A 16481-nucleotide genomic window follows, 5' to 3' on the forward strand; every position below is an offset into this window, starting at 1 on the left:
TCCGCGCCACTCATGCGGCGCGGTAGGCACTTCACGCTAAACGTCGCGTGCCGCCCAATTCATACCACGGCGGATGATGGTTGCCATATTAGGGTTTTCGAATTCTTTGGCTTGGTGGCCTAAAGTCATGTGGAACACGCGGCCCTGGCCGTACTGCCGCTTCCAGACGACAGGCATAACGACGCCCTTGGTCCAAGCGGCGTGCTCACCCGAAAATGTCGTCGTCGCCAGCACTTCGATCGATGGATCGACATGCATGTAATATTGCTCGGACGTGTATGGGAACGACTTGATCCCCGCCATGATCGGATCTTCCGGCCGCGCCACATCGACCGTGTAGTCGATGATATCGCCCGGATGCGCCACCCACTGGCCACCGACCATGAATTGATACTCGACGCTATCGCGAAACGCGTCGCTCATCCCCCCGTGATGCCCGGCAAGGCCCACGCCGTTTTCGACCGCCTTGGTCAGGTTCGCGACCTCGTCCTTGCCAATCTTGCTCATCGTGAAAATCGGGATAATCAACGACAGATTGGCAATATCAGGATCGGCAAAAGCGCTGGTCTCGGTTGAGGTGCGGACAGAATATCCGTCCTCATGGAGCCACCGACGATAAATCGTGGCGCACTCCTCAGGGTCATGCCCCTCCCAACCACCATAAACGATCAATGCACTGCGCATGCGCAATCCCCTGCAAATCAAACCGTGGCAACAATAACGGAGTGATCGGGAGATGTAAGCCCACTAAGCCAATTCATTGCCAAATCTAGCTACGCACCGCGGACAAGCCCTTAAGTCTCTTACTATAAAGAAAATTTCTCGCCCTCATCTTAGCGCCCCCACCAACCCACTCGATCCATCCCTCCGCCGACGAGTGGCAGGTTTGGCAGGCGTACTCTTGCCTCCCCTCAGCCCCTTCCCCAATCCCTCAACCCACCCGATCCATCCCTTCCCCTACCAGGGGGAGGCTAGGTGGGGGTCCCGGTGCCCTCCCTCCTCCTCCCCCAAAAAACACCGCACTTTGCACTGTTACAAAGACCTGCTTAACTACCCGCGCGTTCCGTGCCCGCCACGGATTGCAGCAAGGACAATGAACGAGGAATTACGGGGATGAAGAAACTGCTTTTGAGCGCCACCGCGCTCACGTTTTTCGCCGGTCTTTCTGGCACCGCCTATGCCGACTTCACACTGAACATCCTGCACATCAACGATTTCCACTCGCGGTTTGACCCGATCACGGGATCAGACTCCAATTGCAATGCGGAAACGGACGCCAAAGGCGAATGCTTCGGCGGCATCGCGCGATTGAAAACCATCATCGACGACACCCGCGAGAAATACACCTCGGGCAATTCGATTCTGCTGTCCGCGGGCGACAACTTCCAAGGCTCGCTCTATTACTCGACCTACAAGTCCAAGATCGTGGCCGACTTCTTCAACCAGATGGGCTTTGACGTCGTCGCCACCGGCAATCATGAATTTGACGACGGCCCTGAAGAGTTCCTCAAATTTATCGACGCTGCCGAGTTCCCAATCATTGGCGGCAATTTTGACGTCTCGCGTGACGACAACCTGCGCGGCAAGATCAAAGGCTCCTACGTCGTCGAAATCGGCGGCGAAAAGATCGGCATTATCGGCGCCACCGCCGAGGACACACCCGAAATCGCTTCCGTGGGCAATGTCGAATTCCACGACGTCATTCAATATGTCCGCGGCGCGGCCGAAGCGCTTGACGCCGCTGGCGTCAATAAAATCATCCTGCTCTCCCACATTGGCTATGGGGTAGACCTGCAAGTTGCCGCAGCGGTCCCGCTCGTCGACATCATTGTTGGTGGTCACAGCCACTCGCTGCTCTCGAACACTGCTGAAAACGCCGTCGGCCCGTATCCGACCATGGTCACCAATCCGGACGGAATTGAAGTCGCCGTCGTCCAAGCCAACCAATATGGCAAATATCTCGGCGATCTCTCGGTCACTTGGGACGACAATGGCGTTGTCACCAAGGCCGAAGGCGAGCCCTATCTGATCGACGCCACCGTCGTCGGCAATGAAGACTTCAAGACCCAGCTTGCCGATCTGGCTGGCCCCCTCGCCGAAATGGCAGCTGTCGTTGTCGGTTCCACCACCGCACCGCTCGAAGGCTCGCGTGAAGTCTGCCGCGTGCAAGAATGTAACCTCGGCAATCTGCTCGCCGAAGCGATCCTCGAGCGCACCAAAGATCAGGGCGCAACCATCGCTTTCCAGAACTCTGGCGGCATTCGCGCGTCCATCGACACCGGCGAAATCACCATGGGTGAAGTGCTGACGGTCCTGCCGTTCTCCAACACCCTCGCCACCGTCGAAGTCTCCGGCGCAGACGTCATTGAAGCGCTCGAAAACGCCGTCAGTGACGTCGAAAACGGCGCTGGCCGCTTCAGTCAGGTCGCGGGCATGAAGTATTCCTTCTCGCTCTCCAAGCCGGTGGGCGAGCGCATCTCCGACGTTCTGGTCAAGGGCGAAGGCGATGAATGGGTGCCGATCGACGAAGAGGCTGACTACATCATCGTCACCAATAACTTCGTCCGCGGCGGCGGTGACGGTTTTGGAGTTTTTGCCGAGGGCGAAGATCCATATGACTTCGGCCCACCACTTGAACAGGTTCTGGCCGATTACATCGCCGAGCACGGTGGCTCGTACACCCCATTCTTGGATGGTCGCATCACCCAGCTCGACTAACGCAAACTATAGCCAAGACTCTAAGGGCGCTTCCGAGCGCCCTTTTTTGTGCCCGCAAATGAAAATTGTGATGACCCCTGCGGTGAACAATTCGTGAGCCCGCCCGTTAAGGGAGGGCTGGCGCCGTCACGCCTTGTGATCGGCCTAGCCTACGCGATAATTTAGAGACCCTTAGCATGAAGCCCTTACTCTTTGCTGCCATCGCCGTTTCCGCTCTGACCCTTGCGGCGTGTGACAACGCGCCAAGCGAAACACCCCCAGCCGCGTCAACGACCACGACGACACCAGCCCCGGCCCCTGCTCCAACGCCTGAACCTGCCCCAGCGCCTGCAGCGACGCCAGCGCCAACGCCTGCTCCGGCAGACCCGACCGCGACTTTGCCGTCGGACGCTGAAGTCAAGCAGGCCATGGACGATCTGCAGAACCAGGTAAAAGAGCTCAATCTGACCGATGCTGAAAAGCAGGAAGCGATTGCTCAGGCCCGTACTCAGGCCGAAACCATGGCCAAAAGCTCGGGCCTTACGGACGAACAGGTCAAGCAGGCTGGCGATGCCGCCGAAAACGCGGCCAAGCAGATGTTCGGCCTCTAATTCAAAAAAATTAGGCCCGCATCGCTGCGGGCCTCTTGCTTTGCACCGTGTCGCTTAGACGTGGTGCTCGGTGCGGTCGCGATCGGTCACCGTACCCAAATCCAGAACCTTCTGAATATTGGTGGCGTGGCGGAAGCTTGGCTCAAGGTTATTACCGGTGCGGCACGCTTCAACAAAGCGCTCGTAATTGGTCTGCACCTTGTCGACCTGAACCTCGGTCCAGGTTGCTGTCTCAGCATCATCGCCAAGGCAGGTCAGAAGCTGCGATCCATCATGACGATGGCGCACTTCCACAGCGCCCAACTCGCCATAAACGCGCAAGCGCAGCTCATTGACGTGGCCGGTTGCCCAACGGGTCGCGTGGATCACGCCAAGCGCGCCATTTTCCAGCTGCGCCGTCATGGCAAAGCTGTCGTTCGCGTCCAGATCATATTCGCCAATCTTATTGCCCGGAGCCTTGTCGAAGGTTTCCAAGCGGCAGAAGACCTTGGAGAAATCGCTGCCCGCGCCATAGGCTGCAAAGTCCAGAATGTGAACGCCGATGTCGCCCAAAACGCCATTCGAGCCATGCTTTTTGGACAAGCGCCAAAGCCACTGCGACTCCGTGCGCCAGTCACCCCAAGCCTTGGACACCAGCCAGCTCTGCAGATAGCTCGCCTCAAAATGCTTGACCTGGCCGACCTGTCCCGACAGCACGATCTCACGGGCCTTCTGCAGCTCGGAGACGTTGCGATAGGTCAGATTGACCATGTTCACGAGGCCAAGGCGCTCGGCGGTTTCGGTCATTTCCAGCGCACGCGCATGGTCGGTCGCCAGCGGCTTTTCGCAGAACACGTGCTTGCCGCCATTGAGCGCTGCAATCGTAGTCGCGTAGTGCACGCTATCAGGCGTCACATTGGCAATGGCGTCAAATTCGCCCCAAGCCAGCGCTGCATCGAGCGAGCCAAAGCCGCGCTCAATATTGTGTGCCGAGCAGAACGCCTCAACGCGAGCCGGATCAACGTCCACGCCCCCCACAAGGGTCACGCCTTCAATGGCCGCAAAATTCTTGGCGTGCGTGTTTGCCATGCCGCCAGTACCCAGGATGAGGATACGCATTGTCATTTATCCCTGCGGCCCGCGCCGCGCTGTTTCTCAACCAACGGTTCAGCTCTTGTACCGAGCCGATTTCCGTCCATTCAAAAATCCCGACGCGAACGCCGGGATTTCAAAAAGTGCGTCGCTCAGCTTATTTGAAGCCTTCGCGGCCTTCATGAAGGGTCGGACCGCGTTCTTCGATCGCTTCGAGCGCTTCACCAACCGGCACGTTCGGTGCGTCCAGCAGCGCTGGGAAACGCGTACCGTTATTGGCCCAGTTCACCGCATTGCGCAGCACCTTGCCTACGGTGTCGTCGTGATAGGTTGGGTAGGTTTCGTGACCCGGACGGAAGTAGAAGATATTGCCCGCGCCGCGACGATAGGTCAGGCCCGAACGGAACACTTCGCCACCCTGGAACCACGACACGAAAACGGTTTCGAGCGGTTCTGGCACCGAGAAGGGCTCGCCATACATTTCTTCCATTTCAAGTTCGAAGAATGGCGGCAGGCCCTTGGCAATCGGGTGGCCCGGATTGACGACCCACAGGCGTTCGCGTTCGCCCGCTTCACGCCAGCTGAGCGCACAAGGCGAACCCATCAGGCGCTTGAAAATCTTCGAGAAGTGGCCCGAGTGCAGAACGATCAGGCCCATGCCCTGCCAAACATGCTTGGCAATGCGTTCAACAACTTCATCGGAAACGTCGCCATGCGCGGCGTGGCCCCACCAAACCAGAACGTCGGTGTTCGCAAGCACGTCTTCAGTGCAGCCATGTTCCGGCTCCTGAAGCGTCGCGGTCTTCACCTCGATATTGCCATCCTGCTTGAGCAGCGAGGCAATCTGGTTGTGCATGCCATTTGGATAGTTTTCGGCGACAACCTTGTTCTTTTGTTCGTGAACATTCTCGCCCCAAACGAGTGTACGGATGGGCATGGTAGGCTCCTAATGCTGTCGACCCCTTGGTCGACGTCTGCTGAGGTTATGGAGGTTGGCGACAGCCAAAAGCATGCCGCCAACCCGATCTTTTCATGCGCCCTCAGGCGCAAACTTTAGCGAATGGGTTTTCCGGCCTCGTCGAACCGGTGAATTTTCTCATTCAGAGGCGACACCCGAATGACATCGCCGCTGCGATATTCGCGCGCTTCATCCAAGCGCACGACCACAGGCTCTTCCTGCCCCATGTCGAGGTAGACATAGCTGTCCGAACCGAGGTTTTCGGTGTGGATCACCTTGCCTTCCCAGACGCCATCAGGCGACACAGTCATGTGCTCGCCACGAATGCCGACGGTGGTGCAATTATGCGCCGCAGCCTTATCGCCGGTGATGAAGTTCATTTTCGGCGAGCCGATAAAGCCCGCGACGAACAGGCTGTTTGGCGTCTCGTAAAGCTCCATCGGCGTACCGACCTGCTCGACCAGACCATCCCGCAACACACAAATCCGGTCGGCCAGCGTCATCGCTTCCACCTGATCGTGCGTGACGTAGATCATCGTCACGTCGTTCATTTCTTCATGCAGCTTGGCGATCTCGATACGGGTCGCCACGCGCAGCGCCGCGTCGAGGTTCGAGAGCGGCTCGTCAAAGAGGAACACTTTTGGGTCGCGCGTAATCGCACGGCCAATCGCCACACGCTGGCGCTGACCACCCGAAAGTTGCTTGGGCAGACGGTCGAGATACTGCCGGATTTGCAGCATGTCCGCTGCGCGTTCGACGCGCTTGCGAATGTCTTCCTTGCTCTTGCCCTTTTCGAGCGTCAGCCCGAAAGCCATGTTGTCGTAAACGGTCATATGCGGGTAGAGCGCATAGGACTGGAACACCATGGCGATACCGCGCTTGGATGGTGCCAAAGCGTTCACCCGCTGCCCGTCAAACAGCATGTCGCCGGAGGTAATGTCCTCTAGCCCGCTGATGAGGCGCAACAGTGTGGACTTCCCGCACCCCGAAGGGCCGACGAAGACCATGAACTCGCCCTTTTTGATGTCGAGGTCGACGCCTTTGATCACCTCAACCGCGCCAAAGGCCTTACGGATATTGCGAAGCTCAATGCTTGCCATTTTCGACTTACTCCTTAGCCCTTGACGCCGCCGGCGGTGAGCCCGCTGACAATCTTGCGCTGGAAGATCAACACGAGCGCCACCAGCGGCACGGTTACAATCACCGAGGCTGCCATGATGATGCCCCATGGGATTTCATACTGAGACCCGCCCGACAGCATGGCGATAGCCACGGGAACCGTTCGGGTCTGGTTGCTGACGGTGAAGGTGAGTGCAAAGAGGAACTCGTTCCACGCCGCGATGAAGGCCAATAGGCCCGTCGTCACCAGCGCTGGCCACATCAGCGGCAGGAATACGCGGGTAATAATCACCCAAGGCGATGCCCCATCCACAATCGCTGCTTCTTCAATCTCGATGGGCAGGTCACGCATAAAGGTGGTGAGCACCCAGACGGTGAAGGGCAGCGTAAAGATGGTGTAGGAGAAAATCAGCGCCCAAGGGGTGTTGTAGATCCCCAAGGCACGGATCACCTCAAACAGGCCCGACAACACCGCAATTTGCGGGAACATCGAGACGGCCAGAATGCACATCAAAAGCAGGCCACGCCCCGCAAAGCGCACACGGCTCAATGCGAAGGATGCTGTCACCGCCAGAAACAGCGCAAACACCACGGTCGTTGTCGCGATGAACACCGAGTTCAGCAGATTACGCGGGAACGAGCCCTGGCTGAACACGGAGATATAGTTCTCGAGGCTGAACGAGGTCGGCCAGTAGTTGACGCGGTACAGGTCGGTGCCCGACTTAAAGCTCGTTAGAATGGCGTAGTAGAACGGGAACACCGCAGCCACCACAATCGCCACGACGAGCGCATAGAACAGCACCGTCTTGGTCAATTTCCAAAGGTTCAGTGAGCTATCCATTAGCGAGAACCTCCGTCAAAATTCACCTTGCCCAACCAGATGTAGAGAATGGTGAAGAGCGCGATGATGAGGAACAGCAGCGTCGATTGCGTCGAGCCTTCGGCGAAATTGTCGAACTGGAATAAGTTCTCCTGCGCCAACACCGACATGGTCTTGGTGGCCTTGGAGTTCGGCGTTAGCACATAGATCAGATCGAAAATGCGCAGCGCATCGAGCACGCGGAAGATGATTGCCACCATCAGCGCCGGACGCACCAGCGGCAGCGTGATCTTGAAGAACTGCTTGACCGGATGCACGCCGTCGATCTCAGCGGCTTCATAGATGTCCTTGGGGATCATCTGCAGGCCCGCCAGAATGAGCAGCGCCATAAACGGCGTCGTCTTCCAGATATCAACAATAAGCACGGCCAGCATGGCGGTATCGGGCGATGCCGTCCAAGCCACTGGCCCGTCCAACAGGCCCAGCTTCATGCCGAGATCATTGAGAATGCCGAACTGATCGTTCAGCATCCAGCTCCACATACGGGCCGATACAATGGTCGGGATCGCCCATGGAATAAGCACGGCAGCGCGGACAAAACCGCGGCCTTTGAATTCAGCGTTGAGCACCAGCGCCACGATCATGCCGAGCACGGTTTCCCAAAGCACGGACCAGAACGCGAAGCGCACGGTGTTCCAAACGGCGTTCCACCAATCGGGGTCGGCCAAAACGCCACGATACAGCACACGGCCGCTCTCAAGCGTGCGGATTTGCAGATAGTTCGCAAACCCAACCCACTGAGCGTCACCAATGCTGTTGAGCTTGGCATCTGTAAAAGAAAAATAGATAGACCGAAGCAATGGCCACCCTGCCACGACCGCTAGGGCGATCAACATTGGCAGAAGGAACAGTCGAGCAGCACGCACGCGCTGCTGCATCAGTTCGGATTTGTTGTGGGCCGCGCCTCTGGGCATCTGCGAAGAAACCGCCTCAGTCGTCATCAGCCTTCCCCCATGGTTCAAGGCAGAGGAGGTGCGGACATAGGTGCCCGCACCCTAACTTCATCCGAAGCGCTTACTTAGCGAGCAGATCGGTCAGGTCGATTTCGAGAACTTCAAGGTTCTCGGCAGCCGAACCATTGCCCGAGAGCGTGTTGTGGACTGCACTCCAGAACAGCGACGAGGCTTCGTTGTAAGAGGCTTGGGTTGGTGCGGAAGGACGCGGAACAGCGTTCTTGAAGATTTCTTCCCAAGCAGCCATGAACGGTGCTGCTGCCAAGACGTCAGCATCCTTGTAGAGGGTCTGAACGGTCGGCAGATTGTTCTGGCTGATCGCACGACGCTTCTGGGAGCCTTCCGAAGCGAGGAACAGCGCCAGTTCGGTCGCTGCATCGACTTCCTTGGAATACTTGGAAACCGCGAAGTTCCAGCCACCCAGCGTGCCCGATGCCTTAGCGCCTGGGCCTTCGCCCGCAGGAAGCGGAGCTACGTCGAACTTGCCCTTAACAGGCGCGTCGGCCGAGTTGCTCAGCGCATAAGCATATGGCCAGTTGCGCATGAACACCGAGTTGCCCAGCTGCCAAACACCACGAGCTTCTTCTTCGCCATAAGCGAGAACGCCTTCTGGTGCGATGGTGCCGATCCAGCTTGCAGCTTCTTCAAGCGCCGCTACAGCCTGCTCGTTATTGATCGAGATGGTGCCGTCAGCTTCGATGATCTGGCCACCGCCGTAAGCGTTAACCCACTCGAGAGCGTTACAGGTCAGGCCTTCATAGGCGTTCGCCTGGAAGACATAGCCCCACATGTCCTTGTTACCTTCGGCGCGCTCAGCATCCATGATCGCCTGAGCGGTCTGGTGCAGCTCAACCCAAGTCTTTGGAACTTCCTTGCCGTGCTTTTCCAGCAGGTCCTTGCGGTAGAACAGAGCTGGCGCGTCGGTAAAGCCTGGGACGGCAACCAATTTGCCATTCACGGTCTGCGATTCAATCACGGACGGGAAGTGAACGCCAACAACGTCCTTGGCAGCTTCGGTCAGGTCAACGAGCTGATCGGCCAGCTGCGGCGCCCAGATAACGTCGGTCTGGTACACGTCGATGTCTGCGTTCCCCGCAGCAAGCCACAGACGGTACTGACCAAACTGGTCACTGGTCGAAGAAGGCATTGGGACGATGGTCACGTCATGGCCGCTTTCGGCCTTGAACAGATCCAGTTCCGACTGCAGGAACTGCAGGCCGGTGCCGGTGTCGCCCGAAACGATAGCGAGGGACGCCGCGTTTGCAGCGCCAACCATCGTCACACTCGCCAGCAATCCGGCGATAAGGGTCTTTAGATTCATTCGGAGTCCTCCCGAGAGAATATAAATGGGGGAGACAAAGACAGTCAGCCGCACTCCAGCCGTACTGCTTTTCCTCCCAAAGCGACTTTGCTGTTACCTGTTTCCGGTAGCGTCTTTCAAAGCGCTTTGGACGAGAAGGAACCAGACGGCCCGAAAACTGTCAAGCAAGACTTAACACATTTTCCAGCACGCATTCTTGAGCGTTACTTTTCCTCCAAGAAGATCATGCACTTAAATCCGCAGTATTCGGCCACCCACCAAACCTGAGGTACGAACCGCAATCTGCTCCAATCGGTTTCAAACACCATCTTGCGCAGAAATTTGAAATCGCTTTGAATGGAATCTGAGGAGAAGCGCGGAGTCCCTATCAAAGGGAGCCCGCCTGCTTTAGAGCCAAGGTACACAATCAGCACTCAGCTGAGACACCGACGCGTTCGAAGCGAACCACGCCATGAGACTAAAAGATCTGGCCGAGCACCTGGGCCTTTCGCAGACCACAGTGAGCCGCGCCCTAAATGGCTATCCCGAAGTCAATGAGGAAACGCGCAAGCGCGTGTCCGAAGCGGCTGATCGCTTGGGCTATCGTCCCAATGCCAGCGCTCTTCGCCTGGCGACGGGCCGCAGCGGCGCCGTTGGGCTGGTCACCTCAGCCTCCGAAATTCTCGGGCCTCATATGTCGGAGTTCATCTCCGGCGTCGGCAGTGTCGTCACCAATCGCGACCAAGATATTCTGGTGACTGTGGTCAACAGTCTCGAAGAAGAAATGGCGGCCTATCGGCGTTTGGCGGCCAGCAAAAAAGTCGATGCGGTCATCCTGCACTCGCCCACCACCCACGATAAGCGCGCCAAGCTCCTCATGGAACTTGGCCTGCCCTTCGTGCTCCACGGCCGCACTGACATCGGCAAGCCCATTGCCTATCTCGACATCGACAATCAGGGCGCAACCGAACGCGCCACCACCCATTTGCTCGATCTCGGGCACACGCGCATCGCCCTGCTCAATGGCATCAAGGGGCAGACCTTTGCCGAGCACCGCGAGCTGGGCTACCGCATGGCGCTGAAGGCCCGCAACATTCCCTGCGACCCAAACATGGTCGTCAACACCCCGTTCACCGACGAATTGGGCTTCCGCATCGCCCAATCAATGCTCGCAGCCCCAAATCCGCCAACGGCGTTCCTGCCCGGCTCGATGATGACTGCACTCGGCGTCTTCCGCGCCATTCGCCAAGCTGGCCTGACTTTGGGCAAAGACGTCTCCATCATCGCCCATGACGACGTCTTCCCCTATCTCAACGCCGACAACATGTACCCCAGCATGTCCACGACGCGCTCCTCCATCCGTCAGGCGGGTATCCGCATTGCCGAGCTGATCAGTCAGATCCTGGCGGGCAAATCTTCAGCCGACCTGCAGGAAGTCTGGCCGGTCGAACTCGTGCTGCGTGAAAGTTCCGGCCCTGCGCCAACACGCTAACTGCCCTTGTCGCCGATCAGCCTTCCGCGCTACGACACTGAAAAGACTTGGAGCGTGCTGTGCAGACACCATTTGTCACCACTGATTGGCTTGCGGCCCATTTAGAAGACGACAACCTCGTCATCGTCGACGCCAGCTGGCACATGCCCAATGTGTCTCGCGATGCTCAGGCAGAGTTCCGCGAAGGCCACATCCCCGGCGCTGTGTTCTTCGACATCGACGCCATCTCCGAAAAATTCACTGATTTGCCGCACATGCTCCCGACGCCGGAGGCTTTTGCCCAAGCTGTCGGCGCTTTAGGCATCAGCGAAACCAGCACCATCGTCGTCTATGACGAAACCGGCCTCTTCAGCGCTCCACGCGTCTGGTGGACGTTCAAGATTTTCGGCGCCCAAAACGTCTTAATGCTGGAGGGCGGCGGCCCAAAATGGCGGAGCGAACAGCGCCCAACTGAAACTGGCGAGCATCTGGCCCAGCCTGCGGTGTTTAATGCCCAATTCAAACCCGAAGCCGTCGCCAATTTCGACACCGTCTTGGCGCGCCTCTCCGACAAAAAAGCGCAAGTCCTCGACGCCCGCCCTGCCCCGCGGTTTAACGCAGAAGTCCCCGAACCGCGCGCTGGCCTGCGCAGCGGCCACATGCCAGGCGCTATCAACGTTCCCGTAGGCACCCTCACCGAGGCCGGCATTCTGCGGTCCGACGATGAGCTCAAAACCCTGTTCGCTGAGCGCGGTGTGGATCTTGATCGGCCGATCATTACCAGTTGCGGCTCGGGCATAACGGCTGCGGTTCTGACGCTGGCGCTTCAACGCGCGGGCGCACAGTCGGTGGCGATTTACGATGGCTCTTGGACCGAATGGGGTTCGCGCGCCGATGCCCCGATCGAGCCCTAACGGCTTCAAACGGACTTTTCGCAGCACCTTACAGCATTGTAATGCCCGCTTTCCTTCCGTCACTGTTAGGGTCGTGCATTCTTATGACCATCTTACGACCGAGGTTTTTGTTGATCCGGCAGCTTCTGGCATCTTTTGTTGTCCTCGTGATTGCGGGACTGGCATGGCTTTATTTCGTTCCGGGCGCTCCGTCGACGCTGACGCAGCTCGGCATCTCGCTGCCCTTTGGTCCGCAAACCAGCGCTGAACCAGCGTCCGCTGGCGGCGCTCCAGCAGCGCAAGGCGGCCCGCGTCCCGGCGGTCCTGGTGGTCCCGGCGCCCGTGCCCGCACCACCAATGTCGTCACCACCCCGGTCACGATGGCGACTATCAACGACACCCTTCAGGCCATTGGTGAAGGCACACCGTCCCGCTCGGTCACGGTCATTTCCCCGGCTGCAGGCACGCTGGCCGAAGTGCTCGTGCGCGCCGGACAAACAGTCAAAGCCGGCGACGTCATCGCCCGCATCGATTCTGCCGCCGAGCAGATCGAGTTTGACCGCGCCACCCTTACCGCCGCCGATGCCAAGGCAACGCTCGATCGCACAACAGGTCTTGCGACCACCAATGTCGTCTCCGGCACCGCCCTCACCGCCGCGCAGCTCGCCGCCAACAATGCCGAATTGGCGCTGCGCACCGCCAAGCTCAACCTCGACCGCCGCACCATCACCTCCCCCATTGATGGCACACTCGGTCTCATCCGCGTCACACCGGGCAATTACGTCACCGCGCAGACCCAAGTGACCACCGTCGATGACACCGGCACCATTCTCATCGATTTCTGGGTGCCAGAGCGTTATGCCGATAAGCTCAGTGCCGACATGCCGGTTACGGTCACCGCAGTCGCCTTGCCCGGAAAAAGCTTCACCGGTGAAATCGCCGCTATCGACAGCCGTATCGACGCCGCCAGCCGCACGCTTCAGGTTCAGGCCGAAATCCCGAACCCCGACGGTGTCCTCCGCGCTGGCATGAGCTTCTCGGTTGCCGTCGCCTTCCCCGGCGAAACCTATCCGGCAGTCAATCCGCTCGCCATCCTCTGGTCCGCCGAAGGCTCTTACGTTTGGACCCTTGAAGACGGCGCAGCCAAAAAGGTCATGGCCGAAATCGTTCAGCGCAATAGCGATGGCGTGCTCGTGCGCGGTCACCTTGAGGCGGGCGACCCAATCATCACCGAAGGCATTCTGCAGCTGCAGGAGGGCGCGCGCGTCACCGTACTCGATGGTCCCGGCGCTGAAGAGCGTCCCGCCCCATCCGCCGATGGTCAGCGCCCCGCAGATGGCGCAAACTCCGGTGGGCGCCCAAGCGGCACCCGCCCGAGCAACTAAGGAGGGACGCCATGTCGATCGAGAAGAAGAATGAGAGGGGCGGCGCACTCGCCACCCTTTTCGTCAAACGCCCCGTCTTGGCCATCGTTATCAATGCCCTCATCGTCGTTGCGGGCCTCGCCGCGCTTCTGGGCATTGAAGTGCGCGAGCTGCCGCGTGTCGAACAGCCCGTCCTCTCCATCTCCACCAGCTTCCCCGGCGCCGCCGCCGAGACGGTGGACCGCGAGATCACCGCTATCGTCGAAGGTGCGGTTGCCCGCGTCCAGGGCGTCACCTCGATTTCCTCATCCTCTTCGGTTGGCCAGAGCCGCGTCACGCTCGAATTTTCCGAGAGCACCAATCTCGATACCGCCACATCCGACGTGCGCGACGCCCTCTCCCGTGCCGTTCGCAATCTGCCTGACGACGCCAACGAGCCAACCATTTTCAAGGCCGACAGCGACGCACAGGCGGTAATTCAGCTCGCCGTCACCTCCGACAATCTGACCACGGCCGAACTCTCGACCCTTGTCGACGACATCATCTCCGAGCGCCTCGCCGCCGTTGATGGCGTTGCCGAAGTGCAGGTGTACGGCACCCGCACCTCGAGCTTTGAAATCGACGTCGATCCGATCAAGCTTGCCAGCCGCGGCCTCACCGTCGCCGACGTGCGCGCGGCGGTCTCCACCATCGCGCTCGACACCCCTGCTGGCTCGATCAACGGCCCCAATCAGAACATCGCCGTCCGCGCCATTTCCGAAGTCACAAGCCCCGCAGACTTCGAAAAGCTCCCCGTCGGCAACAACAAGACCCTGCTTGGCGATGTCGCCACCGTCGTTTTCGACGCCGCCGCCAGCACCTCCTCCATCCGCGCCGATGGTCGCCCCGGCATTGGCCTGGGAATTGTGCGTCAGGCCCAGTCCAACGCCATCACCATTTCCGAAGGCGTCCACGCCGCCGTTGCAACGCTCAACGAAACCCTGCCCGCTGGGGTCACTGTAAAGATTTCCAGCGACGAAGCCGTCTTCATCAAGGGCGCGCTGCACGAAGTAGAAATCGCGCTCATTGTGGCGCTGGTGGTGGTCATTGCCATCATCTTCCTCTTCCTGCTCGATTGGCGCGCCACCATTGTGCCCGCCATTTCCATGCCCATCGCCCTCCTCGGCGCGGTCGCAGGCATGTATGCCGCAGGTTTCTCGCTCAACATCCTCACCCTGCTCGCCCTCGTACTCGCCACGGGTCTGGTGGTGGACGACTCCATCGTCGTTCTCGAAAACATCGTCCGGCGCAAACACATGGGCGCAGGCCCCCGCGCCGCAGCCGTGCTTGGCACGCAGGAAGTGTTCTTCGCCGTCGTCGCAACCACCCTCACGCTCGCCGCAGTCTTTGTCCCGCTCTCCTTCCTCGACGGTCAGACCGGCCGCCTCTTCCGCGAGTTCGGCTTTACCCTCGCCATCGCAGTGCTGCTCTCCTCAGTGGTGGCGCTCACCATGGGACCCATGGTGGCCTCGCGCCTCCTCAAATCGTCCGAGCACAAATCCCACGGCGCCGTTGGCAAGCTGGGCGGCCTCCTCGCGGGCTTCTACCGTCGCTCGCTGCGCATGGCGCTGAACAACCCGCTGGTTGTCATCGTCATTGCCGCCCTCTTCGCCGTCGCCTCCGTCTTCGTCTTCACCGGCCTTCGTCAGGAAATCACCCCGCCCGAAGACCGCTCGATGATTTCGGTCAACGTCTCGGCCCCCAACACCGCCAGCCTTGATTTCGTCCGCACCCGTCTGGGTCAGGTCGAAGCCATGCTCACGCCCTATCTCGAAAGCGGCGAAGCAACCTCGCTCTTCGTTCTGTCCGGCTGGGGCAATGGCGGCTTCATGACCCTCACCCTCGCCGATTGGAAAGATCGTGAGCGGTCGCAGGCTCAGATCGCCACGGAGATCAACGGTCTGCTCGCGCAGGTTCCGGGCGTTCGTGGCGGCATTCGTCAGGGCAATAGCCTTGGCATTCGCGGCGGCGGTTCTGGTCTGCAATTTGCTGTTGCTGGTTCCGACTATGCCGAACTGGCAGCCACGGCCCAGACCATTTCCAAAGCTCTTGAGGAAGATGGTCGTTTCGGCCGCGTCACCGTCGGCTATGACACCACCCAGCCTCAGCTGACCCTCACCATCGACCGCCAGCGCGCCGATGCCTTGGGCATCGACATCAATGGCCTCGCCGCCACCATGCAGGCGATGATCGACGGCTCCGAAGTCGGCTCGATCTTCATCAACGACACCTCCTATTCGGTGCGCATGGTATCGACCACCAATCCGGTCAATGACCCTAAGGATCTCGAATCCCTCTTCGTCAAAACCGGCGACGGGCGTTTCGTGCCGATCTCAACCATCGCCACCATCACCGAAGCACCGGTTCCCCCTTCGCTTCGCCGCGAAGAACAGCGCCGCGCAGTCAACGTCACAGCCAGCCTTGAAGACGGCCTTGCGATGGGCGACGCTTATGCCGAGCTCCAGCGCATCGCCACCCCGCTCCTCGAAAACGGCCAGTCGATCCTGCCGATGGCAGAAGCCAAAACCTTGGGTCAGGCGAACAACGCTCTCGCCCTCACCTTCGGCTTTGCGCTGATCATCATCCTTCTGGTGCTGGCCGCGCAGTTCGAAAGCTTCTGGAGCGCGATCATCGTCATGACCACCGTGCCGCTCGGCGTCGCTGCTGGCATCTACTCCATTCAGCTCACTGGCGGCTCGTCAAACATCTTCGCACAGATCGGTCTGGTGCTGATTGTCGGCATCATGGCGAAAAACGGCATTCTTATTGTCGAGTTCGCCAATCAGCTGCGAGATCGTGGCATGTCGGTCAACGAGGCGATCGAAGAAGCCTCCAACATCCGCCTGCGCCCCGTTCTCATGACCATGATCGCCACCATTTTGGGCGGCGTTCCTTTGGTCGTGGCCACTGGTGCTGGTGCCGAAGCCCGTGCGGCCTTGGGTTGGGTCATCGTTGGCGGCCTCTCTATCGCATCGGTCGCCACGCTTTACCTCACCCCGGTCGCCTATAAGCTTCTCGCTCGCTTCTCCAAGCCAAAGGTTGAAGAAGAAGCCCGTCTTGAGCGCGAGCTGGACGAAGCCAATGATCTGCCGGAGCCCACTCCGGCAGAGTAACCCTTCTTGCCT

Annotated in this window: 13 protein-coding genes; 6 read left to right on the forward strand and 7 right to left on the reverse strand. The window is 59.4% G+C overall.

Annotation, left to right across the window (positions count from 1 at the left end; translation table 11 throughout):
- Nucleotides 1–36: 36 nt before the first annotated feature.
- On the reverse strand, nt 37–684 hold the full coding sequence (locus tag JHL21_RS05850) for a ThuA domain-containing protein (RefSeq protein WP_169195713.1): 648 nt from the start codon (nt 682–684) through the stop codon (nt 37–39).
- Nucleotides 685–1113: 429 nt separating this feature from the next.
- Here JHL21_RS05850 and JHL21_RS05855 point away from each other — a divergent pair, with 429 nt between their 5' ends.
- Nucleotides 1114–2718 carry a bifunctional UDP-sugar hydrolase/5'-nucleotidase gene (locus tag JHL21_RS05855; protein WP_200212472.1) on the forward strand — a complete coding sequence of 535 codons (1605 nt, stop codon included), beginning with the start codon at nt 1114–1116 and terminating at the stop codon, nt 2716–2718.
- Nucleotides 2719–2894: 176 nt separating this feature from the next.
- A complete protein-coding gene (locus JHL21_RS05860; protein ID WP_200212528.1) occupies nt 2895–3308 on the forward strand; it encodes a hypothetical protein in 414 nt (137 codons plus the stop codon).
- A 54-nt stretch (nt 3309–3362) separates the two neighbouring features.
- Here the strand turns inward: JHL21_RS05860 and JHL21_RS05865 are convergent, their stop codons facing one another.
- From JHL21_RS05865 to JHL21_RS05890, 6 genes are all read right to left on the reverse strand, one after another.
- Nucleotides 3363–4406, reverse strand: coding sequence for a Gfo/Idh/MocA family protein (locus tag JHL21_RS05865; RefSeq protein ID WP_200212474.1), 1044 nt, complete (start codon nt 4404–4406; stop codon nt 3363–3365).
- Between the two features lie 130 nt (nt 4407–4536).
- Nucleotides 4537–5316: a ThuA domain-containing protein gene (locus JHL21_RS05870; protein WP_169195716.1), complete on the reverse strand. Its 780-nt coding sequence runs from the start codon at nt 5314–5316 to the stop codon at nt 4537–4539.
- Nucleotides 5317–5432: 116 nt separating this feature from the next.
- Nucleotides 5433–6437, reverse strand: a complete 1005-nt coding sequence (locus tag JHL21_RS05875; RefSeq protein ID WP_169195717.1) for an ABC transporter ATP-binding protein — start codon at nt 6435–6437, stop codon at nt 5433–5435.
- A gap of 14 nt (nt 6438–6451) precedes the next feature.
- The gene (locus JHL21_RS05880; protein WP_182394225.1) at nt 6452–7297 is read right to left on the reverse strand and encodes a carbohydrate ABC transporter permease; all 846 of its coding nucleotides are present in this window, start codon (nt 7295–7297) and stop codon (nt 6452–6454) included.
- Nucleotides 7297–8277, reverse strand: coding sequence for a carbohydrate ABC transporter permease (locus tag JHL21_RS05885; protein ID WP_169195718.1), 981 nt, complete (start codon nt 8275–8277; stop codon nt 7297–7299). The genes JHL21_RS05880 and JHL21_RS05885 overlap by 1 nt, the downstream gene beginning before the upstream one ends.
- A gap of 73 nt (nt 8278–8350) precedes the next feature.
- Nucleotides 8351–9610 (reverse strand): ABC transporter substrate-binding protein, encoded by a 1260-nt coding sequence (locus tag JHL21_RS05890; protein WP_169195719.1) that lies wholly within the window; start codon nt 9608–9610, stop codon nt 8351–8353.
- A gap of 451 nt (nt 9611–10061) precedes the next feature.
- Here JHL21_RS05890 and JHL21_RS05895 point away from each other — a divergent pair, with 451 nt between their 5' ends.
- From JHL21_RS05895 to JHL21_RS05910, 4 genes are all read left to right on the forward strand, one after another.
- On the forward strand, nt 10062–11081 hold the full coding sequence (locus tag JHL21_RS05895) for a LacI family DNA-binding transcriptional regulator (RefSeq protein WP_200212476.1): 1020 nt from the start codon (nt 10062–10064) through the stop codon (nt 11079–11081).
- Nucleotides 11082–11140: 59 nt separating this feature from the next.
- Complete coding sequence (sseA, locus tag JHL21_RS05900; RefSeq protein WP_367948161.1) at nt 11141–11974, forward strand: 3-mercaptopyruvate sulfurtransferase; 834 nt, start codon at nt 11141–11143, stop codon at nt 11972–11974.
- Between the two features lie 110 nt (nt 11975–12084).
- Nucleotides 12085–13338, forward strand: coding sequence for an efflux RND transporter periplasmic adaptor subunit (locus JHL21_RS05905; RefSeq protein WP_200212480.1), 1254 nt, complete (start codon nt 12085–12087; stop codon nt 13336–13338).
- Nucleotides 13339–13349: 11 nt separating this feature from the next.
- Nucleotides 13350–16469, forward strand: a complete 3120-nt coding sequence (locus tag JHL21_RS05910; RefSeq protein WP_169195723.1) for an efflux RND transporter permease subunit — start codon at nt 13350–13352, stop codon at nt 16467–16469.
- Nucleotides 16470–16481 lie beyond the last annotated feature (12 nt).

This window comes from Devosia sp. WQ 349K1, from assembly GCF_016595685.1.
GTDB lineage: Bacteria > Pseudomonadota > Alphaproteobacteria > Rhizobiales > Devosiaceae > Devosia.

Coding starts and splice junctions, on each gene's coding strand:
- JHL21_RS05875 (WP_169195717.1), bottom strand. CDS start 6,437: ATGGCAAGCATTGAGCTTCGCAATATCCGTAAGGCCTTTGGCGCGGTT.
- JHL21_RS05860 (WP_200212528.1), top strand. CDS start 2,895: ATGAAGCCCTTACTCTTTGCTGCCATCGCCGTTTCCGCTCTGACCCTT.
- JHL21_RS05855 (WP_200212472.1), top strand. CDS start 1,114: ATGAAGAAACTGCTTTTGAGCGCCACCGCGCTCACGTTTTTCGCCGGT.
- JHL21_RS05850 (WP_169195713.1), bottom strand. CDS start 684: ATGCGCAGTGCATTGATCGTTTATGGTGGTTGGGAGGGGCATGACCCT.
- JHL21_RS05895 (WP_200212476.1), top strand. CDS start 10,062: ATGAGACTAAAAGATCTGGCCGAGCACCTGGGCCTTTCGCAGACCACA.
- JHL21_RS05880 (WP_182394225.1), bottom strand. CDS start 7,297: ATGGATAGCTCACTGAACCTTTGGAAATTGACCAAGACGGTGCTGTTC.
- JHL21_RS05865 (WP_200212474.1), bottom strand. CDS start 4,406: ATGCGTATCCTCATCCTGGGTACTGGCGGCATGGCAAACACGCACGCC.
- JHL21_RS05890 (WP_169195719.1), bottom strand. CDS start 9,610: ATGAATCTAAAGACCCTTATCGCCGGATTGCTGGCGAGTGTGACGATG.
- JHL21_RS05885 (WP_169195718.1), bottom strand. CDS start 8,277: ATGACGACTGAGGCGGTTTCTTCGCAGATGCCCAGAGGCGCGGCCCAC.
- JHL21_RS05910 (WP_169195723.1), top strand. CDS start 13,350: ATGTCGATCGAGAAGAAGAATGAGAGGGGCGGCGCACTCGCCACCCTT.
- JHL21_RS05870 (WP_169195716.1), bottom strand. CDS start 5,316: ATGCCCATCCGTACACTCGTTTGGGGCGAGAATGTTCACGAACAAAAG.